Annotated in this window: 23 protein-coding genes and 4 pseudogenes; 14 read left to right on the top strand and 13 right to left on the bottom strand. The window is 26.4% G+C overall.

Annotation, left to right across the window (positions count from 1 at the left end; translation table 4 throughout):
• Positions 1 to 2 precede the first annotated feature (2 nt).
• The 5 genes from AACK91_RS01480 to AACK91_RS01460 form a co-directional block, all read right to left on the bottom strand.
• Positions 3 to 1,394: a hypothetical protein gene (locus AACK91_RS01480; RefSeq protein ID WP_338963608.1), complete on the bottom strand. Its 1,392-nt coding sequence runs from the start codon at positions 1,392 to 1,394 to the stop codon at positions 3 to 5.
• Complete coding sequence (locus tag AACK91_RS01475) at positions 1,387 to 1,665, bottom strand: hypothetical protein (protein ID WP_338963607.1); 279 nt, start codon at positions 1,663 to 1,665, stop codon at positions 1,387 to 1,389. The genes AACK91_RS01480 and AACK91_RS01475 overlap by 8 nt, the downstream gene beginning before the upstream one ends.
• On the bottom strand, positions 1,665 to 3,125 hold the full coding sequence (locus AACK91_RS01470) for a PBSX family phage terminase large subunit (protein WP_338963606.1): 1,461 nt from the start codon (positions 3,123 to 3,125) through the stop codon (positions 1,665 to 1,667). The genes AACK91_RS01475 and AACK91_RS01470 overlap by 1 nt, the downstream gene beginning before the upstream one ends.
• A complete protein-coding gene (locus AACK91_RS01465) occupies positions 3,118 to 3,516 on the bottom strand; it encodes a hypothetical protein (RefSeq protein WP_338963605.1) in 399 nt (132 codons plus the stop codon). The genes AACK91_RS01470 and AACK91_RS01465 overlap by 8 nt, the downstream gene beginning before the upstream one ends.
• Before the next feature lie 361 nt (positions 3,517 to 3,877).
• Positions 3,878 to 4,840: an IS1/IS1595 family N-terminal zinc-binding domain-containing protein gene (locus AACK91_RS01460; RefSeq protein WP_338963247.1), complete on the bottom strand. Its 963-nt coding sequence runs from the start codon at positions 4,838 to 4,840 to the stop codon at positions 3,878 to 3,880.
• A 174-nt stretch (positions 4,841 to 5,014) separates the two neighbouring features.
• On the opposite strand from AACK91_RS01460, the pseudogene AACK91_RS01455 reads away from it, so the two are divergent.
• The 10 genes and pseudogenes from AACK91_RS01455 (at position 5,015) to AACK91_RS01410 (ending at position 15,159) form a co-directional block, all read left to right on the top strand.
• A pseudogene (locus tag AACK91_RS01455) lies at positions 5,015 to 5,998 on the top strand (IS30 family transposase).
• Between the two features lie 199 nt (positions 5,999 to 6,197).
• Positions 6,198 to 7,181, top strand: coding sequence for a 6-phosphofructokinase (pfkA, locus tag AACK91_RS01450; protein ID WP_338963604.1), 984 nt, complete (start codon positions 6,198 to 6,200; stop codon positions 7,179 to 7,181).
• 54 nt (positions 7,182 to 7,235) lie between these two features.
• Complete coding sequence (gene pyk / locus AACK91_RS01445) at positions 7,236 to 8,672, top strand: pyruvate kinase (protein ID WP_338963603.1); 1,437 nt, start codon at positions 7,236 to 7,238, stop codon at positions 8,670 to 8,672.
• A 253-nt stretch (positions 8,673 to 8,925) separates the two neighbouring features.
• Positions 8,926 to 10,845 carry a threonine--tRNA ligase gene (gene thrS, locus AACK91_RS01440; protein WP_338963602.1) on the top strand — a complete coding sequence of 640 codons (1,920 nt, stop codon included), beginning with the start codon at positions 8,926 to 8,928 and terminating at the stop codon, positions 10,843 to 10,845.
• A gap of 154 nt (positions 10,846 to 10,999) precedes the next feature.
• A complete protein-coding gene (locus AACK91_RS01435) occupies positions 11,000 to 11,224 on the top strand; it encodes a hypothetical protein (protein ID WP_338963601.1) in 225 nt (74 codons plus the stop codon).
• Between the two features lie 114 nt (positions 11,225 to 11,338).
• The gene (locus AACK91_RS01430) at positions 11,339 to 12,139 is read left to right on the top strand and encodes a PTS transporter subunit EIIC (RefSeq protein ID WP_338963600.1); all 801 of its coding nucleotides are present in this window, start codon (positions 11,339 to 11,341) and stop codon (positions 12,137 to 12,139) included.
• Between the two features lie 74 nt (positions 12,140 to 12,213).
• On the top strand, positions 12,214 to 13,176 hold the full coding sequence (locus tag AACK91_RS01425) for an IS1/IS1595 family N-terminal zinc-binding domain-containing protein (RefSeq protein WP_338963599.1): 963 nt from the start codon (positions 12,214 to 12,216) through the stop codon (positions 13,174 to 13,176).
• 15 nt (positions 13,177 to 13,191) lie between these two features.
• The gene (locus AACK91_RS01420; RefSeq protein ID WP_338966555.1) at positions 13,192 to 14,205 is read left to right on the top strand and encodes a PTS transporter subunit EIIC; all 1,014 of its coding nucleotides are present in this window, start codon (positions 13,192 to 13,194) and stop codon (positions 14,203 to 14,205) included.
• A 20-nt stretch (positions 14,206 to 14,225) separates the two neighbouring features.
• Positions 14,226 to 14,465 (top strand): hypothetical protein, encoded by a 240-nt coding sequence (locus AACK91_RS01415; protein WP_338963598.1) that lies wholly within the window; start codon positions 14,226 to 14,228, stop codon positions 14,463 to 14,465.
• Between the two features lie 322 nt (positions 14,466 to 14,787).
• Positions 14,788 to 15,159 (top strand): hypothetical protein, encoded by a 372-nt coding sequence (locus tag AACK91_RS01410; RefSeq protein ID WP_338963597.1) that lies wholly within the window; start codon positions 14,788 to 14,790, stop codon positions 15,157 to 15,159.
• A 157-nt stretch (positions 15,160 to 15,316) separates the two neighbouring features.
• Here AACK91_RS01410 and AACK91_RS01405 read toward each other — a convergent pair whose 3' ends face one another.
• Complete coding sequence (locus tag AACK91_RS01405; RefSeq protein ID WP_338963596.1) at positions 15,317 to 16,288, bottom strand: IS30 family transposase; 972 nt, start codon at positions 16,286 to 16,288, stop codon at positions 15,317 to 15,319.
• Between the two features lie 119 nt (positions 16,289 to 16,407).
• Between AACK91_RS01405 and AACK91_RS01400 the strand changes: the two genes are divergently transcribed.
• Together AACK91_RS01400 and AACK91_RS01395 are read left to right on the top strand one after the other, a co-directional pair.
• Entirely contained in the window at positions 16,408 to 16,515 is a 108-nt protein-coding gene (locus AACK91_RS01400; protein ID WP_338963595.1) for a lipoprotein, read from the top strand.
• Positions 16,496 to 16,840, top strand: coding sequence for a hypothetical protein (locus AACK91_RS01395; protein ID WP_338963594.1), 345 nt, complete (start codon positions 16,496 to 16,498; stop codon positions 16,838 to 16,840). The genes AACK91_RS01400 and AACK91_RS01395 overlap by 20 nt, the downstream gene beginning before the upstream one ends.
• A gap of 20 nt (positions 16,841 to 16,860) precedes the next feature.
• Here the strand turns inward: AACK91_RS01395 and AACK91_RS01390 are convergent.
• The 6 genes and pseudogenes from AACK91_RS01390 to AACK91_RS01365 form a co-directional block, all read right to left on the bottom strand.
• A pseudogene (locus tag AACK91_RS01390) lies at positions 16,861 to 19,065 on the bottom strand (spiroplasma phage ORF1-like family protein).
• Between the two features lie 16 nt (positions 19,066 to 19,081).
• The gene (locus AACK91_RS01385; protein WP_338963583.1) at positions 19,082 to 19,318 is read right to left on the bottom strand and encodes a hypothetical protein; all 237 of its coding nucleotides are present in this window, start codon (positions 19,316 to 19,318) and stop codon (positions 19,082 to 19,084) included.
• A 50-nt stretch (positions 19,319 to 19,368) separates the two neighbouring features.
• Positions 19,369 to 19,629: pseudogene (locus AACK91_RS01380) on the bottom strand (hypothetical protein); the annotation flags it as partial.
• Positions 19,622 to 20,635: a hypothetical protein gene (locus AACK91_RS01375; protein ID WP_338963593.1), complete on the bottom strand. Its 1,014-nt coding sequence runs from the start codon at positions 20,633 to 20,635 to the stop codon at positions 19,622 to 19,624. The pseudogene AACK91_RS01380 and the gene AACK91_RS01375, both read right to left, overlap by 8 nt.
• A complete protein-coding gene (locus tag AACK91_RS01370; RefSeq protein WP_338963585.1) occupies positions 20,635 to 20,838 on the bottom strand; it encodes a DUF2649 family protein in 204 nt (67 codons plus the stop codon). The genes AACK91_RS01375 and AACK91_RS01370 overlap by 1 nt, the downstream gene beginning before the upstream one ends.
• Before the next feature lie 151 nt (positions 20,839 to 20,989).
• A pseudogene (locus tag AACK91_RS01365) lies at positions 20,990 to 21,424 on the bottom strand (DUF3627 domain-containing protein).
• Positions 21,425 to 21,620: 196 nt separating this feature from the next.
• Here AACK91_RS01365 and AACK91_RS01360 point away from each other — a divergent pair.
• Complete coding sequence (locus AACK91_RS01360; RefSeq protein WP_338963247.1) at positions 21,621 to 22,583, top strand: IS1/IS1595 family N-terminal zinc-binding domain-containing protein; 963 nt, start codon at positions 21,621 to 21,623, stop codon at positions 22,581 to 22,583.
• Positions 22,584 to 23,014: 431 nt separating this feature from the next.
• On the opposite strand, the gene AACK91_RS01355 is transcribed toward AACK91_RS01360, so the two are convergent.
• A complete protein-coding gene (locus tag AACK91_RS01355) occupies positions 23,015 to 23,266 on the bottom strand; it encodes a hypothetical protein (RefSeq protein WP_040092696.1) in 252 nt (83 codons plus the stop codon).
• Positions 23,267 to 23,366: 100 nt separating this feature from the next.
• Here AACK91_RS01355 and AACK91_RS01350 point away from each other — a divergent pair, with 100 nt between their 5' ends.
• Entirely contained in the window at positions 23,367 to 24,329 is a 963-nt protein-coding gene (locus AACK91_RS01350) for an IS1/IS1595 family N-terminal zinc-binding domain-containing protein (protein WP_338963592.1), read from the top strand.
• Positions 24,330 to 24,333: the final 4 nt, after the last annotated feature.

The following is a 24,333-nucleotide window of genomic DNA, read 5'->3' as shown; positions in this document are numbered from 1 at the left end:
TGTTAATTCTCCTTAATTTCTGTTCTACCTTGTAAGGCATTTTGATTATTACCAGTTTCATCATATTCTAGTAATTTATTATTATGTTCTATTTCTTTGACTTGCATTTTATCTTGTCATGCCTCTACTTTTTCAAAATATTTAGTTGCTTCTAATTCATCAATATTATCATATTCAGTAATTGCTCTTATTGGTTCCATTGTGCCATTATCTAATCTAGCAGTAATTAATTCATTTTGGCGCATTTGGTCAACTAAACTTGCACTAATAAAATCAAAGCCATAAGGTCGTTCACCGACACCATCTCATAAACCATAATATTTTAAAACTGTATCAAATATCTTAGTATAATATTGCTTACGATATGCTTGTAAATATGCTTGTTTTTCTAAATCTTTTGTTTTAGTTAATAATGACTGTGTTTTATTTTGGTCATTATCTGATTTATCACCAAAAGGACTAGAAAAATGACAGGCTAAATATACTTGTTCAATAATTGATTTTTGGTCTTCAGTATATGTTTCTAAGGTTGGTGTACCTTGTACTACTTGTAAAGATTGTGATAATTGGCCATCTACTGCTGATTGACCTGATTGAATAAAAATATCATCAAAAGCATCTTGTAATACTTTTTTATTACCTTTGTTATAAGCAGTCATTAAATCATCATCTAATATTCCATATCAATGAGTACGATTTGCTCATCTTTCTTTTGATTTAATATTAAAACTATCTTCTAAATCAAATTGTAATTTATAACAATTTGCCATAGTAGGCCATGGGTTTAATGTAGTTGATGTAGATAAAAATAAGGGGTTAGGTTCATTAATCATTTCTCAAAAAGGAACTATGCCTAATTTATTTTTAAATTCTTGTACTAAAACAGGTTTAACATCATCTTTAATTTGTGTTTTACTTTGTCCAACAACTACTTCATTATTTTTAGGTCAACCTTTTATAACTATTTTATCTTTGGTACAAATTAAATTTAAAATAAAACCACTATCTGATTGATGATAATTTAATCAAATATCAGCACCTTGTTCAATTTCGTTTATTTTACTTACACGAGATGTAAAGTTAAAAGGATTAATTCATAAATCAATATTGCCATCTGATGTTTCTAATAAACCAAAAATAGTTTTGCCCATTAAACTTGCTGTTAATTCATTTTTATCTAATTTTTCTTTTATTTTATAAGTTTCATATCATCAATTTAATTTTTCTAAAATGTCTTTACGATGAGACTTAAATAAAATATCTTTACCATTAACTAATCGCATTTGATGACGAGCAATAATATTGGCTAAATTAATAGTTCAATCATAATTATAAAATTTTAAAACACTATTAATATCATTTAAGTTTGGTAAACTATGGAAAGTATTATTCATTGTTATTTTGCTCCTTTAATTTTAAAATAAGTGCATAATTAATAATATTTACTGTTAATAAATTTGGTTCATTTGCTAAAACTTGTACACATACTTTAACTTTTTGATATTTATTAATATATTCGTTATATAAATTTAAATTACATATTGCGATATTATCTTTATTTAATTCTTGACAAAGTCTTTTTTTAACTTGTCCACAAACAGACATATATGGTCTTTTTGCATTTATTACACGTTCATCATGTATTACATAAATATCTTTTTTCATTAAGTTATTCACTCCCTTTGTTGTCATAATTTATAATCTGCTGAACTATTATGTTTAACCATTGGTACTAATTCAAAGTGTAAAGCATAAAAATCACTATCAAATGTATCATCATATAAATCTAACATTCGTTCTTCTCTAGCATCAGGTTTATCTTCTCATTGAATTAATTCATATTGGGTTTTACTTACAGGACATTTTTCTCATAATCATTTTAATTGATTAGTATTTATTAACATAGTAAATGCTTCAATACGGTGTCGTATTTTAAATTTCTGCTTTTGTGCTGGTTTAAAATGCATGTATTGACCAAAAGTATAATTGTATTTCTCTCGGTTTAAACTTTCTAATGTTGCATAAGCACTATCATCAACATTAATTGATATACCTTGCTGAATTAAATTAAAATATTGATTTAATTGATTGTTGTAAAACTCTAAAATATCTTTAACTTGTTCTAATGGTCCTTTAAATTGCTGTATAGCATTTGAATGAGTATATTCTGCTACTTTATAGGCTTTTTTATCAAATGAATTATATATTCAAAAACTCGCTGCTGTTGTATGTCCCTTAGGACTAGTAGAGTTTGCTAAGTCAACACCACCTAATAACTTAGTTGGTTGAATAATATCTGTTGCTTGCATAATATCAAGATATCTTGCAAAGATTGAACCACTAGTATTACCTGGTAAACCTCAACTCCAAACTCTTGCTCTTTCAATATCTAACTTCTCTAATCTTAATTGTTCATTAACTTTATCTTGTGGTAATTCATAATTAAGTCTTCAACTAGAATAATGAATAATAATCTTCATATTTCATTTTTCAATATATTTTATTTGTTCATATTTACTACGCATTATTTCTTCATCAAAAGACATTAATTCATTACAATAACCAACAATATATCGTTTTAAACTCTCAGGATTACATGTATTAATTGTTATTTTATTTTGATAACCACGAATAGCAAACTCTAAATCACTTAAATCTTTTTGTTGAAATTGGTCACATTCTTCTCTTCAATCAATAACTAATTTATATTTATTCAAATCAGCAAAAGCTTTTAATTTTTCTTTACGACTTGGTGAATGTAAACCTTTACAATATATTTTGCTACCATTTGATAAAGTAAAAGTAAAATTTGATAAATTAATAGTATAAGGAATATGATTTTCATCTAACATATTTCATATATTTTGAAATACACTATCTTTTAAATCTTTACTTCAATACATACTAGCAATGATACAAATTGGTTCTTTAATTAATAAACTAATTTTTAATAATTCACCAAACATTTTAATATTTGAAATAGTCTTACCACTATATCGTGTTCCAATTTGATTAATTTCATTAACCAACTCATATTTTTTAGCAAATGGATATTTATTACCAATACTACTATTTTGCAATAACCAATAAGGAGTTTCTAACAAATAAGTAAAATGATTAAGCATTATTATCACTTTCTTTTTTAATATCTCTAATATCAGTTTGTAAATTAACAATTATTGGTTGTTGATTATTTAAGTTTAATTCTTGTTCTAACTGTTTTTCTTGCAGTGAATATTTATAATTAAATGCTCGTTGTCAATATAATTTAGCACCATCAGGTGATTTCATCATAAATTTAATTATTTCACTTTCAATTCTATCAACTTGTTTTTCAAGTAAAGGAACTATCTTTTCGCTCGCATAAGTATCATATCTTCACTTGCGAGAAAGATTGAATTCATTGGTTAAATCATTCAAAGTATATGGTTTATTAGGTGATTTATTTTCTCAAAATTGCTCTATTTTACGATAAAAAGTCGCCAAACTTGCTGTTTTTGGATTAAATTCTTTCATTTTTTACTCCTTTTTGCATATTAAAATTGCTATTATTTAATGAATATGATTAAATAAAAGAGTAATAAAACCTATAAAACTGTATCAATATATCAAAGAACTTAATATAATATTTGTTCTTTTTTTATTATTTATATTTTACATCAAAATAAAAAAAAAGTAAATTACTTTACTTTTTATTTTATTATACAAGCATATAGAGATAAATTGGAGCTTGTTACAATATAATTATATAATTAATAATATATTTGTCAATAATTTCTTTAATTTTGTCGAAAACTCTTGATGAAATAAAAAAAATCATCAATATGACAATTTGAAAACTAATTTTGTGTAAGATTATGATTTTGCTTTAAATTTTTTAAACGTTAAAATATAATACCGTTGATTGTTGGTTTGGTGTTAAACCTTTGTGTTGGTATTTTCATTTTCAGAGCTTTAAATAATTTTGAATATTAGTGAAACCCAAACCATGATAATGAATTAAGGCTTCTTTAAGACTGGATTGTAATTTACTAATCTTATTTAACTTTTGATAACTAGTATCAGGGTTTGTACTAGTTTTGGTGGAATATAGAGTAGAATTTGTTTGTTTTGCTACTAATAAATATAGTGGTTGCATATCAGAAATAATTATTGATTTTTCTTTAATTAGTTGCTTATTCATATTTTCAATAATCCATTGTTTTTGTAATCTTTTGGTATTGGTGGATTGAACAAAAATATTATTATTGCTATCAACTGCCATTTGAATACAGCATTTGGTATCAGTTGAAAATGGATCGAGATGAGTTTTTCGTTTATCAAATTTATCTTTAAAATTGCCTTTATGAATTTCTTTAATAAATGTTTCATCCATTTGGATTTGACCATTTAATTTTTTAAATTTTAACTGTGTATTTTCTAATTGTTTTGATTGCATTAATTTTTGTCGATTATATCAAGCGGTTTTTGGGGTTGTTTTAATAAAACGAGAAATTATTTTACTAGATTGTCCTAACAATGAAATTTGAATTAATAAATTTCACTGTTCATAATTTAAATGACTTCAATAAGTAAAATGATGACGAAATGCATCAAAACTAGCACGACATTTTTTACATAAATATTTTTGTTTTCCTTCGGAATTATGACCATTTTTAACACAATGAAAAGATTTGCAATTAGGACATATAATGCCTTTATCTCTAAATTTTTGATCAATTTCATTTAAACGTTTTTGTTTTTTAATTAAGTCTGCTTGTTGTTTTATTTTTTCATAAAATTCTAAAAATTGATCATCTGTTAAGCTATTTATTAATTCTGTAATTATTTTTTTCATCATTTATTTACCTCTATATATTAAAAATATACCTAATTTTAGGTATATTTTATAAATATCAAGAGTTTTCGACAAAATTAAAGAATAATTTTAATTTAAAAAAATGTGAAAATTTATCTTTTTTATAAATTTAATGTATAACTATTTTTATAAAAGAATTGGAGGAAATATAGAGTAATGAAAGATTATACACATGTAAAATATGATGAACGAAGATTTTTTAAGGATTTATTTTTATCTGATAGTTGCAAAAAGAAAAATGGCACACTTAATTTATCTGAAATATCAAGACAAACAGGAAGAGATATTAATACTGTTAAAAGAGAAATTAATAGATTTACAAATATAGAAGATTATAATGCCCGTGAGGCACATGATGATTATTATAAAAAACGACAAAAGTGTATTAAAAAAATACCTACATTTACAGAAGAACAACAATAATTTTTAAATTTACGATTTAATATTTTGGGTGATTCACCAGCAGAAATTATTCAGCGATTTTTAATAAAATTCGGTATCAAATTTCCTGCCTGTCTTAAAACATTTTATAAATGAATTTTTTTAGGTCTTTTGGGTTTGTTAAAGAAAAATTTATTAAATGGTGGTAGAATAAATAGAAAAAAGAAAAGACCTGATAATCGTGGGAAATTAGATGAAAGATTTAAATCAATATGAGATATTGAAAATAAAGAAACAGATGTTGGTTGATTTGAAATGGATACCATAGTTGGAAAAGAGCATCAATCTAGTAATTTGGTTTTAGTTGAACAAAATAGTAAAAGTTATTTTGTTATGAAATTAAAAAATCATACTGCTAATGAAGTTGTGGAAAAGTTTAAAGATATTGTTATAAGTAATAATTTATTTGGGAAAATTAAAGGAATAATAACTGATAGAGGAAAAGAATTTAGTAAATGAAGAGAATTAGAAATATTTGCTGAAACACAAGTTTATTTTTGTGACCCCGGTAAACCACAACAAAAACCATTAATTGAATATATGAATTCTGAACTTAGACAATGATTTCCTAAGGGAACTGATTTTAATAATGTTAGTCAACAAAAAATAAATTGAGTAGTTAATGTTATAAATGATAAATTAAGGCCTGTTCTTAATTGAAAAACAGCAAAAGAGGTATTTTCAGATAATTTTAAATAGGTTTATTTGAAGTAATTTAATAAATTATTTTTTAGTGTGCTTAATTTTCCTTAAAATAAAATAAAAACTATAAATATTTTGATTTTTAAAAATTTATAATTGATTTTTTATGATTTTTATTGTATTATTTGACTAATAAGATTTGTTGCACTTCATTTTACATAATTCCCAAGATGAAAAAAAGAAAAGGAGTATCAATATGTTGAAAAAAATTGGAATTCTAACATCTGGAGGCGATTCGCAAGGTATGAATGCTGCAATTGCGGGAGTAATTAAAACAGCACACGCAAAAGGCTTAGAAACTTATATTATTCGAGATGGTTATTTAGGCTTGGTCAATAATTGAATTGAACTTGTCGATAATAATTTTGCGGATAGTATTATGCGATTAGGTGGTACTGTTATTGGGAGCGCACGGTTACCAGAGTTTAAAGAACCAGCAGTACGGGAAAAAGCTGTTGCTAATTTAAAACAACAAGGAATTGAAGCATTAGTTGTTATTGGTGGGGATGGTAGTTATCAAGGTGCACAACGTTTAACAGAAATGGGTATTAATTGTGTTGCTTTACCAGGTACGATTGATAATGACATTACTTCGTCAGATTACACGATTGGGTTTGATACAGCAATTAATATTGTTGTTGAAGCAATTGATCGTTTACGTGACACAATGCAATCACATAATCGTTGTGCAATTGTTGAAGTAATGGGTCATGCTTGTGGTGATATTGCCTTATATGCTGGAATTGCTGGGGGTGCTGATTTAATCTCAATTAATGAAGCAGCTTTAACAGCTGATGAAATTGCTAATCGTGTTGCGGCACTACACAAAGCTCAAAAACGTAGTGTTGTTGTTGTTGTTAGTGAGATGATTTATCCTGACGTTCATGAATTAGCAAAATTAGTGGAACAGAAAAGTGGTTATGTAACACGTGCCACAGTCTTAGGACATACTCAACGGGGGGGAATTCCAACCGCAATGGAACGTTATCGTGCTTTTCAAATGGCTCAATTTGCTGTTGAACAAATTATTGCTGGACGTGGTGGTTTAGCAATTGGAAATCAAGGTGATCAAATTGTGGCACGACCAATTATGGAAGCATTAAGTATCCCGCGTTATTCACGCAAAAAAATCTGAGCACAATTTGATGAATTAAATCAGAATATTTATCAAAAATCATAATTTTGCGATAAAATAAGGTGGTAAGATATTTTTTAGAAGGAGATTGTCAAAAGAATGGATAACTTTAATATTAATGAGAAAATAAAACGAACAAAGATTATTACAACAATAGGACCAAGTACGCATTCAGCGGGGGCGATTGAAGAATTGTTCAAAGTGGGGATGAATACGATTCGGTTAAACTTTTCACATGGAGATCATGAAGAACAAGGGGCACGAATTGTTTGAGCAAAAGAAGTTAGTGCAAAAATTGGAAAACCAATTTCAGTTTTATTAGATACGAAAGGACCAGAAATTCGTGTTGGAATAGTGAAAGATGGAAAACAAGAAATTCTTGCTGGAGCAACTGTCACGATTTATTCATTACCAAATGAATATCAAACCCGTGAGGGAACGGGAACTGAAATGACAGTTTCTTATGATATGTCCCAAGATTTAAAAGTTGGGGATGTGGTGTTAGTTGATGATGGGAAATTACAATTAAATGTTATTGCAATTAAACTAGGCTTAATTGAAACAAAAGCATTTAATCATCACATTGTTAAAACAAATAAAAGAATTAATTTACCAGGGGTTGATTTTACCCTACCGTTTTTAGCCGAAAAAGATATTAATGATATTAAATTTGGAGTGGAACAAGGAATTGATTATATTGCTGCTTCATTTGTTAATACAGCAGCAAATATCAAAGAAATTCGAAAACTATTAAAAGAATGTAGTGTGGAGCACATTCAAATTATTGCGAAGATTGAATCACAAATTGGAATTAATAATATTGATGAAATTATTGCTGCTGCAGACGGAATTATGGTGGCACGGGGAGACTTAGGATTAGAGATTCCTTATTATGATGTTCCATATTGAGAAAAAATCATTATTCGTAAATGTCGTGAAGCAGGAAAAATTGTAATTGTAGCAACACAAATGTTAGAAACAATGACAGAAAACCCTTCGCCAACAAGAGCGGAAGTAACTGATGTTTACTTTGCAACAGAATTAGGGTCTGATGCAACGATGTTATCAGGAGAATCAGCAAATGGTGACTATCCCTTTATTACTGTTGGCACAATGGCTTTAATTAATAAACGTGCTGAACATGAGTTTTATTCAAAATTATACTATGATAAACAATTAGAAGATGCGACCCGTTCAACATCTGGACCACGAGCTGAAATTGCTAAAAAATTAGCAAATAAAGCTAAAGATGGTAAATATGAATATGCAGTGGTTGTTTCAAATACGGGCGAACTATTGAAAACAATTTCAAAATTCCGTCCCAATGTTATAATTTTAGGAGTTACTCCAATTCCAACGTTATATACCGCTTTTGGAGTATGACATTCAATTTTTATGAACAAAGTTGATAATTATGATGAGTTTAAAACTAATGATCAAGCAATTTGCGAAGTTGCAAAAAAATGAGGAGCAAAAGTTGGTTCAACAATCTTATTTGCTCGTAATGAAGAAATTAAAGAAATTACAATTAAATAAATTAAACGAGTTGACCATAGTTTAACGACACTTCTTTTCCCAGCAAGTTAAGGATGATGGAAGCTTAACAAAAGAATAGTTAAATTACTAGCAACAATAATGTTTACGTTTAAGCACTTTTCGTTATTAAGTGTGAAAGATAAATTAGGTTTAAACCTAATTTAATTAGGATGGTACCGTGAAAAACTCGCTCCTAGTGTTATTAAGGAATAATATTGGGAGCGAGTTTTTCTTTTAGAAAGGAAGATACAAAATGATTAAAATTACTTTACCTGATGGTCAGGTGCGTGAATTAGCAGAACCACAAACAATTCAAGCAATTGCAACTAGTATTGCACCAAGTTTGGGGAAAGCAGCCTTAGGAGGAGTCTTTGCTAACAAAGTTTGTCATTTAGATTATTTGATAACAACCGATGGCACATTAGAAATTATTACGGATAAATCACCGTTAGCATTATCAATGATTAATTATACCGCAGGGTTAATAACTGCAAAAGCAATTACTAATTTATATCCAACGGTTCGTATTGCACAAATTGCTTACCAAGATGATACTTTTTTCGTTGATATTGATGTTGAACCACATCTAAAAGAAACTGATATTAGTGCTATTGAAGCAGAAATAACAAAATTAATTAATAATAATATTACAATTAATTCTGTTTGTGGGTCAGGAGCAGATGCAAAAAAATGATATCAAAATAATGAATACTTCTTAGCAACAATGAGTGACCAAGCGGTTGCTGAACAATGTGCTTACTTTGTGGCTGAACAATTATATTTATCAAATAATTATCCCGTTGTTCCGCCTAAAAATATTAAAGTTTTTAAATTATGAGCCTTAGCTGGAGCATATTGAAAAGATGATGCTAAAAATAAAATGTTGCAACGAATTACTGGTGGTGCTCATTTTTCTCGTGAACTATTTGAACAATTAATGCTTACTTATCAAGAACGAAAAGAGCGTGATCATCGTAAAATTGGCAAAGACCTTGAAATTTTTACTTTTGATCAGTTAGTTGGACCAGGGTTACCAATTTGATTACCAAATGGTATGGTTTTAAAAAAAGTGTTACAAGAATATATTCGGGAAAAAGAATGAGAATATGATTTTATTGAAGTTGATACTCCTGTTATTGGGACAAGTGAAATGTATAAGATTTCTGGGCACTGAGATCATTATCAGGAAAATATGTTTGCGCCAATGTCACAAGATAATGAAATTAGTGTTTTACGACCAATGGCTTGTCCCCATCATATTGCTGTTTATAATTATAAACAACGTAGTTATCGTGATTTGCCCCTTCGAATTGCCGAACATGCCATTTTACACCGTTATGAAACATCGGGGAGTTTAACAGGACTAGAACGGGTGCGAATGATGCAATTAACTGATTCACATATTTTTCTTCGTCATGACCAGTTAAAAGAAGAATTTAAACGTTGTTTTAAGTTAATTAGTGAAGTTTTAACAACTTTAAATATTAGTGTTGATTATTATTCGTTATCATTACGAGACCCAGCTAATAAGGAAAAATATTATGATGATGATCAAATGTGAAATCATGCTGAGCAAATGTTACAAGAAGCTTTAGATGATTTAAAAACCCCATATGTTCGAATGGTTGGTGAAGCGGCTTTTTATGGTCCAAAATTAGATGTTCAAATTAAAACAGCTTTAAACCATGAAATTACTGTTTCAACATTGCAATTTGATTTTTTACTACCCCAAAAATTTAAGTTAAGTTATATTGACTCAAATGGGGAAAAAGCAATGCCAGTAATGTTACATCGTGGTTTAATTGGTACTTATGAACGTTTCATTGCAATTTTATTAGAACAATCAAAAGGGGTCTTGCCATTTTGACTAGCACCAAAACAAATTGTTTTAATGCCTGTTAATAATCAACATCATTTAGCATACGCTGAAGAACTACACCAACAATTTAAAAAACTAAAATTACGAACAAGTATTGATGATCGCGATGAACGGTTAAGTTATAAAATTCGTGAAGCACAAGTAGCAAAAATCCCATATCAAATTGTTATTGGTGATCAAGAACGTGATCAAAAATTAATTACATATCGGATTTATGGTCAAGAAGAACAAACAACTGTTAGTTTTGATAAATTTATTGTTTTGATTAATGACCAACTTATTAATAAAAAGTAAGAAAAAAATTTTTTTGGAACGGATTGAACTTTCCGTTTTTTTTTGTTATAACAAAAACTGTGATAAACTAAAAGTAGAAAAGCTTGGAATTAGCAACTATTTACTCTTTATAATCATTTAAAATAATAAAATTTAGAGAAAGGAAACCAAAATAATGGATGCAAAACCAATTATTATGTTGGCTTGTTCCGCCGGGATGAGTACATCAATTTTGGTCCAACGAATGGAAGAAGCAGCGAAAAAGCTAGATTGTGAGATAACTGTTTTAGCAATTCCAACCATTGAGGCAATTCATCGTTGGCAAGAATCTAGCATTTTATTATTAGGACCACAAGTTCGTTATGAATTAGATCGTTTTAACAAAACAATTAAATATTAAATTCCGGTTTTTGTAATTGATCAAATGGATTATGGGATGGGTGATGGTGACAAAGTCTTATCTTTTGCGTTACAAAAATTAAATTTATAATTTGAGAAAGGAGATGATTTAATTATGGGAGAATCAGTGAGGACAAAACCAAATAAATTGTATTGAAGTAAAATGCATAATGGTTTTGATGGTGATAACATTGTTTTTTTGCCTAATGCTGTGAATGCCCTTGAAGCGTTAAAATCTGTTAATGGGGTAATTTGAAATGCTTCCTTAATGGTGATGACGTTATATATTGTTTTTCTAATTGGTTATTTATTAGGAAAACGTCGTGGTCAAGACCCAGCAATTATGGATGGAATTGTTTATTTTGCCACTTTTATTGTCGCGGGAGCAGGGATTGGTGGTTGAGAATTTGCGCATAAATTTATGGGAGCAGAAGGGTTGTTTTCTGGCATTATTATTGCCTTTTTAAGTGCGGAATTATTTATTTTTCTACAACGCAATAATCGGTTAGCAATTAGGATGCCAAAAAATGTTCCCCCCGCCGTTGGTCATGTTTTTGCAAAATTATTACCAATGATTATTACAACTTTTTTATTTGGGATCGTATCACAGTTATTAATTTGAGCACCAATTGAATATACGGTGATTGATCAATTTAATGCACAATTTACTAAACAATCTGATTTTGCAGGAATTTTTCGAAATACGGAAGGGGAAATGTTTCAACTATTAAATGGAACTTTAGAACCTTTAACTGATGCTCAAATTGCATTAGTGAAAAAGATTGAATATTTAACAATGACTGCTGATTCAATGTGAGGACAATTTGGACCATTGAAGGACATTGCAACAAATTCAGAATATAGTGCTTTTAATTTAAATTTTAAAGCATTAACATTAGTTACTTTAATTCTTTAATTTTGTCGAAAACTCTTGATATTTATAAAATATACCTAAAATTAGGTATATTTTTAATATATAGAGGTAAATAAATGATGAAAAAAATAATTACAGAATTAATAAATAGCTTAACAGATGATCAATTTTTAGAATTTTATGAAAAAATAAAACAACAAGCAGACTTAATTAAAAAACAAAAACGTTTAAATGAAATTGATCAAAAATTTAGAGATAAAGGCATTATATGTCCTAATTGCAAATCTTTTCATTGTGTTAAAAATGGTCATAATTCCGAAGGAAAACAAAAATATTTATGTAAAAAATGTCGTGCTAGTTTTGATGCATTTCGTCATCATTTTACTTATTGAAGTCATTTAAATTATGAACAGTGAAATTTATTAATTCAAATTTCATTGTTAGGACAATCTGGTAAAATAATTTCTCGTTTTATTAAAACAACCCCAAAAACCGCTTGATATAATCGACAAAAATTAATGCAATCAAAACAATTAGAAAATACACAGTTAAAATTTAAAAAATTAAATGGTCAAATCCAAATGGATGAAACATTTATTAAAGAAATTCATAAAGGCAATTTTAAAGATAAATTTGATAAACGAAAAACTCATCTCGATCCATTTTCAACTGATACCAAATGCTGTATTCAAATGGCGGTTGATAGCAATAATAATATTTTTGTTCAATCCACCAATACCAAAAGATTACAAAAACAATGGATTATTGAAAATATGAATAAGCAACTAATTAAAGAAAAATCAATAATTATTTCTGATATGCAACCACTATATTTATTAGTAGCAAAACAAACAAATTCTACTCTATATTCCACCAAAACTAGTACAAACCCTGATACTAGTTATCAAAAGTTAAATAAGATTAGTAAATTACAATCCAGTCTTAAAGAAGCCTTAATTCATTATCATGGTTTGGGTTTCACTAATATTCAAAATTATTTAAAGCTCTGAAAATGAAAATACCAACACAAAGGTTTAACACCAAACCAACAATCAACGGTATTATATTTTAACGTTTAAAAAATTTAAAGCAAAATCATAATCTTACACAAAATTAGTTTTCAAATTGTCATATTGATGATTTTTTTTATTTCATCAAGAGTTTTCGACAAAATTAAAGCTTTAATTTATAAATTTTTTACATATCCTTTTATGAACGCTGCGTCTAATCCCGATGTGGGACTAGGATTTGCCTTATTATATATTTTATTTGTATCATTCTTTTGGTTCTTTGGTTTACATGGGACAAACATTATGAATGGAATTTTTGCCCCAGTTTGGTTATATGCAACAGTACAAAATTCAATTGCTTTTAAAGCTAGTCAAAGTTTACCATTTATTTTTTCACAAGGATTTTTTGATGGCTTTATCTTTTTAGGGGGATGAGGAATGTCCTTAGGGTTATTACTTATTACTCTAATTATGGGGCGTGATAAACAAGCACGAACTATCTCAAAAAGTTCAATTGCGCCAGGAATCTTTAACATTAATGAACTAGTAACCTTTGCGTATCCCTTAATCTTAAACCCAGTAATGGCTATTCCAGCAATTATTGGGCCATGTTTAATTGTGATTTGAACATGATTTTGAATTTCAACAGGGGTCGTGCCAGGCGCAGCATTATTAATTCCGTGAGTGGCGCCGGTAGGAGTTGGTGCTTTCATTACAACGGGAAGTTGGAAGGGAATTATTTTAGCCCTCTCAAATTTAATTTTAATGGCTGTCCTTTACATTCCGTTTATTTTAATTGCAAATAAAATTGCCAAAAATAATGATACTGCTGTTTCTCTTAATTATTTAGGTCGAATTCAATTCTTGTTTACGGGTCGTAATTATGCTGAACCACAAGCAAAAGCATTGCGTTTGCAACAACGTGCGGAATTAAAACAGAGTCCGAATCTCCAAGATCGTCGTGTTTTAAAAGAACGTTATCATAAGGAATGAAAAACTTTACATAATGAATTAGTAGTAAAATATCGTCAAGCACGAAAAGATAAAAAAAATGCAAAACAATTAGCAAAAAAGAATCGTAAAATAAAGAAAACATAACTGGAGGTGTCAAGTAACGGATGGGAATTTGAAAAACAGCCGCTAATACGAATAGTTTAGATCGAAAATATTATAATAATTTTGACGAAGTTCACCGTCTTTGTGAGGGACATTATACTTTTGATGTCTTTGAAGCAATTGACCCACTATTTAAAAAAATTGTTACATTATCATTATTAACGATGCGCGAAAAACTACCGTTAGATAACTTAAAGCAAGATCTTATGTTACACGATAAAAGTACTGGCCAAAGTTATTAATGTAACGAATATGTCCGTAACAAAATCTATAGTTTACAAACAAAAGTTGACCAAGATACTTATTGAACAATTTTTCGGTTTGAAAAAATCAAACCAAACCGCACGCGAGTTACATATTTACAACGAATTCAAAAAGAACAAACAATTGGTGGGGCGGTCCGATTTCTAGGAAAGCGAACTTTTTTAAAAAATATTCGGCAAAAAGGGGCTCAAATTAAACTTTATTTATCACAACAAAAATAAGGTTATTTTAAAGCAGATAATTGCATGGGCTTAATTTTTATGATAAGGTTAAAATAATATAAAAAGGAACAATGGTGAAATGATGCAAGTTAATCTTTTTGAAATTGATTATTTACAATTATGTTTTTCTGATTTAGGTTCAGAATATTGTTATGATGCTAATAACGAAGATATTATTTTATATAAAGATGAAGTTCAAGTTGATAAATTACGAATTAATTATCAGCAAGTGAAGTTAGATAAAGAATGAGAGTCTTTTAAACTAAAAATTATTGATACAGCAGCAGCTAGTAAGGTTTATCAAGCATGTCAAAATTTGAATTTTAAGATAGCAAATAAAATTAAAGTTTTTTGTAAGCTAAAACCACAAGGTAAAATGATTAGCCGTTGTGTTGCAAGTATTAGTCAAGTTTCAGCATCTGATCGAGTTTCTTTTGATGGAATTATGTAAAATGAAGTGCAACAAATCTTATTAGTCAAATAATACAATAAAAATCATAAAAAATCAATTATAAATTTTTAAAAATCAAAATATTTATAGTTTTTATTTTATTTTAAGGAAAATTAAGCACACTAAAAAATAATTTATTAAATTACTTCAAATAAACCTATTTAAAATTATCTGAAAATACCTCTTTTGCTGTTTTTCAATTAAGAACAGGCCTTAATTTATCATTTATAACATTAACTACTCAATTTATTTTTTGTTGACTAACATTATTAAAATCAGTTCCCTCAGGAAATCATTGTCTAAGTTCAGAATTCATATATTCAATTAATGGTTTTTGTTGTGGTTTACCAGGGTCACAAAAATAAACTTGTGTTTCAGCAAATATTTCTAATTCTCTTCATTTACTAAATTCTTTTCCTCTATCAGTTATTATTCCTTTAATTTTCCCAAATAAATTATTACTTATAACAATATCTTTAAACTTTTCCACAACTTCATTAGCAGTATGATTTTTTAATTTCATAACAAAATAACTTTTACTATTTTGTTCAACTAAAACCAAATTACTAGATTGATGCTCTTTTCCAACTATGGTATCCATTTCAAATCAACCAACATCAGTCTCTTTATTCTCAATATCTCATATTGATTTAAAATTAATTAATTTACCACGATTATCAAATTTTCCTTTTGTTTTATATTTTTTACCACGATGACGTAAATTCTGTTTTAAAAAACCATAAAAACCCAAACGAATTCATTTATACAATGTTTTAACACAAACAGGAAATTTAATACCAAACTTTAGAAAATAACGATGAATAAGTTGTGATGGAGAATCACGATAAACATTAAATCTTATATTAATAAAATTTAATTGTTCTTCTGTAAACTTATATCTTTTATTATTCTTTTTTCTTTTCTCATAATACATTTTATCTGACTTATAAGCACTATATTCATCAATAGTTTTAAAACGCTTAATTTCTCGCAAAATAGTACTACGATTTCTGTTCAAACATTTAGCAATTTGTGAAATATTTATTTCACCATTCTTTTTTAAAAATAATTTTGATAATAATAATTTTTCCAATTTAACCCTATCAATAAAACTTAAATGACTATACATAACATTTATATACCTTTCATTAATTTATAAATTTAATATTAAAATTATTTAATACATTATTGATATATGATAAAATCAATTATAGCATTCAAGTAATTTTAATAAAGGAGAAGTAAAATATGAAAAAGTTACTAAGTATTTTAGGAATAATCGGATTAACAGCAACAAGTACAACAACATTAATTAGTTGTGAAAAACCAAATAATAATGAAAACGGGGGGGGGTAATAAACCTACACCAGAACCACAACAACCACCAGAAAATAGCAAATGAACTAATATTCCTAGAACACAGGCACCTAATAAAGAATTTTTAACTGCTACTAATAAATGATATTTTTATATAAATAAATATGAAAATAATTATATAACGACAAAATTTTATTTTGATAATAATTTTATTAATAATCAAAACACTTGATGACAACACTTAAAAAATGATTCAGATTTTATTTGAAACTATAATTTAGTATATCGTTGAAATAAAAACAATGAACCACAAATACCAGAAATTAATAAAGACACAGGACTAATAATTGATTGAAAAGAATAAAAGGACTAACAAGTCCTTTTTTAAATTAATCGAACAAACTTCATAAAGATAATTAATAGGAATATATTTGTTATTGTATTATATAATGCTGGACTAAATTTTCATACCTCAAATGTTTGACTAAAAAAACTATATATTGTTTGAAATATTTTACCAACACCGCTTGCTAATTCGTTTACTTGTTTAACAACGGGAATATTATTTACAATTCAAATTGCAGCATTTTTTATATGACACGCTAAATTATATCAACTACAACTTTCATATTGGGCTTGTCATCATTGTCCATCAGGAAACAACCCGCCATTATTTATTTCTTGTCAGTTATAAATTCCAAAATTAAAATCATAATAACGGTACATATCATTTTCTTTTTGGGCTTGTAATTCAAAGACATTATAACCGATTTTTTGTTATTCAATTTTTTTGTATTTTAAACCGTATTTATCTTTTAAAGCACCTTCAAAAATATAACCTTCATTTTGATTAATATTATAATTATTTGCAACTGAAAAATCATAATTAAATACATTACCATAATTAGTATTATAAAAACGATTTTTAAATGCTGAATACAATTTAATGTCTAATTGATTGTATTTATCAGAAAAATAAAAATAACGAGGATAAATTTTAAAACCATTATTTACTAATAAACCATATTTTTTATTATATCCTTGTACATAAGTATCATTTTCTAAATCAAAAATTGTTCGTAAATAATCTTTATAAAAATTTTGGGAAACCGTAAACATACTATTTAATAGTTTTTCAAATTGATTTTTATTAGTATTAGTTTCATCAATTAAAACATCTCTAAAATTAATCAATTTTAAACCAAAAAAATTAATTAAAACAGTATCATACTGTAAATTATCAATATAACCACTTTCAATAAAATTACTGCGATTTTGAAATACAGGTACCAAAGCATGGGTAAAAAAGGCTTTTAAAAATTTATTAATATCAATTTGACCTTTCATCTGTTCAAAAACCATTTTACCAATATTAGGAGAATTACCTTGATTATAATTATATGTTTCAGCACTAAAATTAAAAGTATCTTCTTTTTCTTTCATAAAAGTAAACAAAAAACCTAAATCATCAGTATACCGATAACTATTTGCATTATTACCATCCCAATATTGTTTAAAATGTGTTAATTCTAAACTACCAGCAACAATATTTTTATTTTCATCAATTGTTAAAATCATCCGATAAATTGATTTTCTAGTTAAAATAACATCAGGTTTTCAATCTAATTTTTCCATATTATTAATAATTTCAAAATCAAAAATTATTCTTTCACTACCCAAATTTGGGTCATCATAGTTTGGATTACCACCTTGCTGAATTCGGATATTTTCTTGTACAATAACATCAATATATTTAAGCAAAAAAGAACGAACATTTTGATAATATTCAGTATATCATTTTAATTTGCCATCATTATCAACAACGGGTAATTCTGGTTCACCGTTTCCATCTCAACGATATACTAAATTATAGTTTCAAATAAAATCTGAATCATTTTTTAAGTGTTGTCATAACAAATTTTGATTTTTAATAAAATTATTATCAAAATAAAATTTTGTAAGCAAATATTGACCATTTCTTTTTTCTCCATAAAAATATCATTTATTAGTAGCAGTTAAAAATTCTTTATTAGGTGCCTGTGTTCTAGGAATTTGTATTCAAAACTCATTAATCATTTTAACTAATTGTAAATTATCAATACCTCTTTCTAATTTATTAATAACTTCCACAGTATTAAAATACTTAGCAAAAGAATAAGAAAAATTAGTTAATTCTTTTAAAAATTGTTTTTTATCAACATCATAGAATTTATCAATATTATATTGTTTAGCATAAGTATCTCAATTTTTATATAAATCCATAAACTCATCACTAGGCTTATCAAATGAAATTCCCGTTGAATAACTATCCTTTAAAAAGTCTAAATATCATTTATCATTATAAGTTAATGTTTGTGATGTTTTTAGAGTTGGATTAATAAAGTAATTTGTTTCAGACCAGTTTTCAAAAAAACTACTGCGTAAAAACATTGTATTAATAAAATCAGTTTCATTCATTCCCATTGTTTGTTAATTAACAGTATAATTCTGCTGATTTAAGGGTTTAAATGCTGTTAAAGTAATAAATGGAATAATTAAACCTAAAATACCTAAAATAGATATGGCAAATAAAGATAATGATTTTTTCATATTTATAATTCAACCCCTAACTATACAATGTTTTTGAAACAATAAACCCAACAATATATAAACTTGATATTGTTAACATTAATGGATGACTAAACAAAATTGCCATTTTACCAAACAAAGAAAGTAAAAAAGTATCTGAGTTATATAAATCCATAATGATATTTTTTGCTGATGTTAATTGATTTATAATCACCGTAATAAAACTAGTACCAAAAATAGCAATTGCAGCAACTAATAAAACTAATCTAATCATTAATCTGTTTCCTTTCACCGACCATTTTTATTAGCCTTATGTGCTTTTTTAACACCACGTACTGTTGAAGCATACAATTTTGATGTATTGTTTTTAACAGTTGAACCTAATTCATTATATTGTGTTCTTGTTCCGTGGATAGCATAAATTGATAACTTAACAACCATAAAAAAGATAATAAAATAAGCAATAGTTGTATTTGTCATTGGTAATTTAGTATTTCAAATTACATCAAAAATAAACAAAAATACATCAAAAATAAAACTAAAAATCTTATCTCAATTATTACTTTCTGATAATAAATTAATCATCTTTATCACTTCCTTTTTCTTTTTTAGGTTTTAAATTTTTTTTCAAAATATCAATATCAAACAATGCTAAACGCTCTTTAACACTTAATTTAGTAATTTCTGACCAATAATATTCTTTATAATTAACTATTTCATCATTTTTTAAATCACGAACAAACTTTAATCATTTACTATCATATTTCTGTGCAAATTCTAATGGAATAATTATTTTAAAAAACCGAATTCCTAACCCAACATCCGACTTATGTTTTGCTCGTTTACCTTCGGCTGTTCGTTCTACTGATTTTGTTTTTCAAATTTCATAATCTGTAATATCTTGAAAAATACCAATTCGCATAATAAAGAAACGATTAAAAAAATTAAATCCTTTTTTAGCAATAGGTTTTTTCAATGAAATTGGAATAATAATACCACTTGCTAATTGTCGAATATTATTTCAAATCATACCCTCACGCTGAGCAGTAAATAAAGCACGATTACCAAAATGTCTTGCTAATACAATTCACGGAATTTTACCACTACGAACTTTTTTCTCATCGTGGGGACTAGTTCCATCAATATATAAATAACTTTCATCAAATAAAATAACACTATCATCTGGGGGAACTGGTTTTGTTCTATCTGTAAAATCTAAATTTTTAAATGTTAAAACTTTAACTTTATCATCTTCTAACGGATAATTACTATAAATCTTATCTGTTAATAGTTTCATAGTTTGTGATAAATAAGTTAAAAGTAAAGTTTTTCCCGTCCCTAACTTACCAATAATTACTGATAACGGATTATCTCAAACAAAATTAACTAAACGAAAAGCACTCAACTGATAAAATATGTTTTTTCAAACTCATCAGACAAAATAAACACATTGCAAAGCAAACAATAATCAAAATACTAAACCGGTATAATTTAATGAAATTATTCAAAGTAATAAATCAATTAAACTAAACAAAATCATTGAACCACCAATATAACAATAATTTTTTAAGAAAAATATAAATTTTTTCATTACTTAAAATACCCAACTATTTTAAAAACCATTCACAATAAAAACCACGTTAAAAATAAAATCACAATTCAAATACCAATCATAAGAGTTAAATATTCATTTTGAGTTAAATTTCAAGTTGTAATAATTTCAACATTCGTTTTATCTATAAACAAAAATACATAAATAAAAAACTCTTTTAATTTTTCTCAATCATTTTGCATATTTAAAAACTCCACATTTTCTGAATAAGTTTAAAAAACATCCCCAAAAATAAAACGATAAATAATACAAATGATATGACATATAAAAATTCAGGAGCATTTGAACCAATAATATAACTAACAAATTGAACTCAATAATCATATAAACCCATTAATTTAAGTCCTTCAAATCATTAATTAATTTATCTACTTTTTCATCACTTCAATTTGTTAAATTATTGTTAGTTGTTTTTACTTTTTGAGGTTCACCAGGAAATATTGCTTTTTTCATTTGTGTAAAATAATTTTATTTGTATTGATTATACAAATTGATTAGTTCTGCTCCAGTTAAATATTTTCACACATGACGTTTTAAATTTTCATCATATTTTACAATAGGATAAGAATTATCATAAATCAAACCGATTGCTACTTGTTATGAGTGTTTTTCACTCGGATAAATAAATTTATTACTCAACCAAAAACCAATATGACGATTATGATTAGGTAAATTTATAAAAATTGCTTTTTCTGTTTCAAAAACTATCAACTCTTTACGAATAAAATAATTTTCTATATTTTGATTTTTCTTAACAAAATTACTCAATTTTATCAACTCCTAACTAAATATTTATTTAATAAACAATGTTATTAACAATGTTAAATATATAAAATAATAAAAATTGACACACTGAAAAATACTATTTAATTTTTAATAATAGTCTTTAATTTTGTCGAAAACTCTTGATATTTATAAAATATACCTAAAATTAGGTATATTTTTAATATATAGAGGTAAATAAATGATGAAAAAAATAATTACAGAATTAATAAATAGCTTAACAGATGATCAATTTTTAGAATTTTATGAAAAAATAAAACAACAAGCAGACTTAATTAAAAAACAAAAACGTTTAAATGAAATTGATCAAAAATTTAGAGATAAAGGCATTATATGTCCTAATTGCAAATCTTTTCATTGTGTTAAAAATGGTCATAATTCCGAAGGAAAACAAAAATATTTATGTAAAAAATGTCGTGCTAGTTTTGATGCATTTCGTCATCATTTTACTTATTGAAGTCATTTAAATTATGAACAGTGAAATTTATTAATTCAAATTTCATTGTTAGGACAATCTAGTAAAATAATTTCTCGTTTTATTAAAACAACCCCAAAAACCGCTTGATATAATCGACAAAAATTAATGCAATCAAAACAATTAGAAAATACACAGTTAAAATTTAAAAAATTAAATGGTCAAATCCAAATGGATGAAACATTTATTAAAGAAATTCATAAAGGCAATTTTAAAGATAAATTTGATAAACGAAAAACTCATCTCGATCCATTTTCAACTGATACCAAATGCTGTATTCAAATGGCGGTTGATAGCAATAATAATATTTTTGTTCAATCCACCAATACCAAAAGATTACAAAAACAATGGATTATTGAAAATATGAATAAGCAACTAATTAAAGAAAAATCAATAATTATTTCTGATATGCAACCACTATATTTATTAGTAGCAAAACAAACAAATTCTACTCTATATTCCACCAAAACTAGTACAAACCCTGATACTAGTTATCAAAAGTTAAATAAGATTAGTAAATTACAATCCAGTCTTAAAGAAGCCTTAATTCATTATCATGGTTTGGGTTTCACTAATATTCAAAATTATTTAAAGCTCTGAAAATGAAAATACCAACACAAAGGTTTAACACCAAACCAACAATCAACGGTATTATATTTTAACGTTTAAAAAATTTAAAGCAAAATCATAATCTTACACAAAATTAGTTTTCAAATTGTCATATTGATGATTTTTTTTATTTCATCAAGAGTTTTCGACAAAATTAAAGATAATAGTTATTAAAATATAAAATTAATCATTTATAATTAAATTGATATTTTTGCACTACATACTGCCTACAAATTTTAAAAAGAAAGTAGATAATATTTATAAAGAATATTATAAAAATTTATATTCCAAAACTACTATTAATATGACCCTTAATAAAAATATTCTTATTTTTATTAAATCCTACTTTAAAACAATTATTTCATTACTAATAATTTCAATAATAACTTATAGACAGTGTGTAATACAAAAATAAACAACAAAATTATTTAATCAACTCACATAAAAGCTAGTGTGCCATAGCTAAGATATATGATCAGTAATAATAAATATTAAAATCCTTTAACCATAACACGGAAAAAGTTTAAAATCTTAATGATAACAAAAATACCAAATGGAATTAAAATAATTCACGCATCACCTAAAAAGGTCATTAATTGTGGTAATACAGCATAAATTGCTTCTTTAACTTTCATCATTGCTTGCCCTAAACCACTTCAAATAGAACCCATTCCATCTGAAATAGTAGGTTTATCACCAACTGCTAAAAAATTAATTGCTGTTGTTAAATACATACCTAACATTATTTATTATCCTCCTTATCCTTTAATTTTGTCGAAAACTCTTGATATTTATAAAATATACCTAAAATTAGGTATATTTTTAATATATAGAGGTAAATAAATGATGAAAAAAATAATTACAGAATTAATAAATAGCTTAACAGATGATCAATTTTTAGAATTTTATGAAAAAATAAAACAACAAGCAGACTTAATTAAAAAACAAAAACGTTTAAATGAAATTGATCAAAAATTTAGAGATAAAGGCATTATATGTCCTAATTGCAAATCTTTTCATTGTGTTAAAAATGGTCATAATTCCGAAGGAAAACAAAAATATTTATGTAAAAAATGTCGTGCTAGTTTTGATGCATTTCGTCATCATTTTACTTATTGAAGTCATTTAAATTATGAACAGTGAAATTTATTAATTCAAATTTCATTGTTAGGACAATCTAGTAAAATAATTTCTCGTTTTATTAAAACAACCCCAAAAACCGCTTGATATAATCGACAAAAATTAATGCAATCAAAACAATTAGAAAATACACAGTTAAAATTTAAAAAATTAAATGGTCAAATCCAAATGGATGAAACATTTATTAAAGAAATTCATAGAGGCAATTTTAAAGATAAATTTGATAAACGAAAAACTCATCTCGATCCATTTTCAACTGATACCAAATGCTGTATTCAAATGGCAGTTGATAGCAATAATAATATTTTTGTTCAATCCACCAATACCAAAAGATTACAAAAACAATGGATTATTGAAAATATGAATAAGCAACTAATTAAAGAAAAATCAATAATTATTTCTGATATGCAACCACTATATTTATTAGTAGCAAAACAAACAAATTCTACTCTATATTCCACCAAAACTAGTACAAACCCTGATACTAGTTATCAAAAGTTAAATAAGATTAGTAAATTACAATCCAGTCTTAAAGAAGCCTTAATTCATTATCATGGTTTGGGTTTCACTAATATTCAAAATTATTTAAAGCTCTGAAAATGAAAATACCAACACAAAGGTTTAACACCAAACCAACAATCAACGGTATTATATTTTAACGTTTAAAAAA

Source organism: Spiroplasma endosymbiont of Sarcophaga carnaria (assembly GCF_964019595.1).
GTDB classification, from domain to species: domain Bacteria; phylum Bacillota_I; class Bacilli_A; order Mycoplasmatales; family Mycoplasmataceae; genus Spiroplasma; species Spiroplasma poulsonii.
This window is presented reverse-complemented; position numbering and strand designations above follow the sequence as displayed.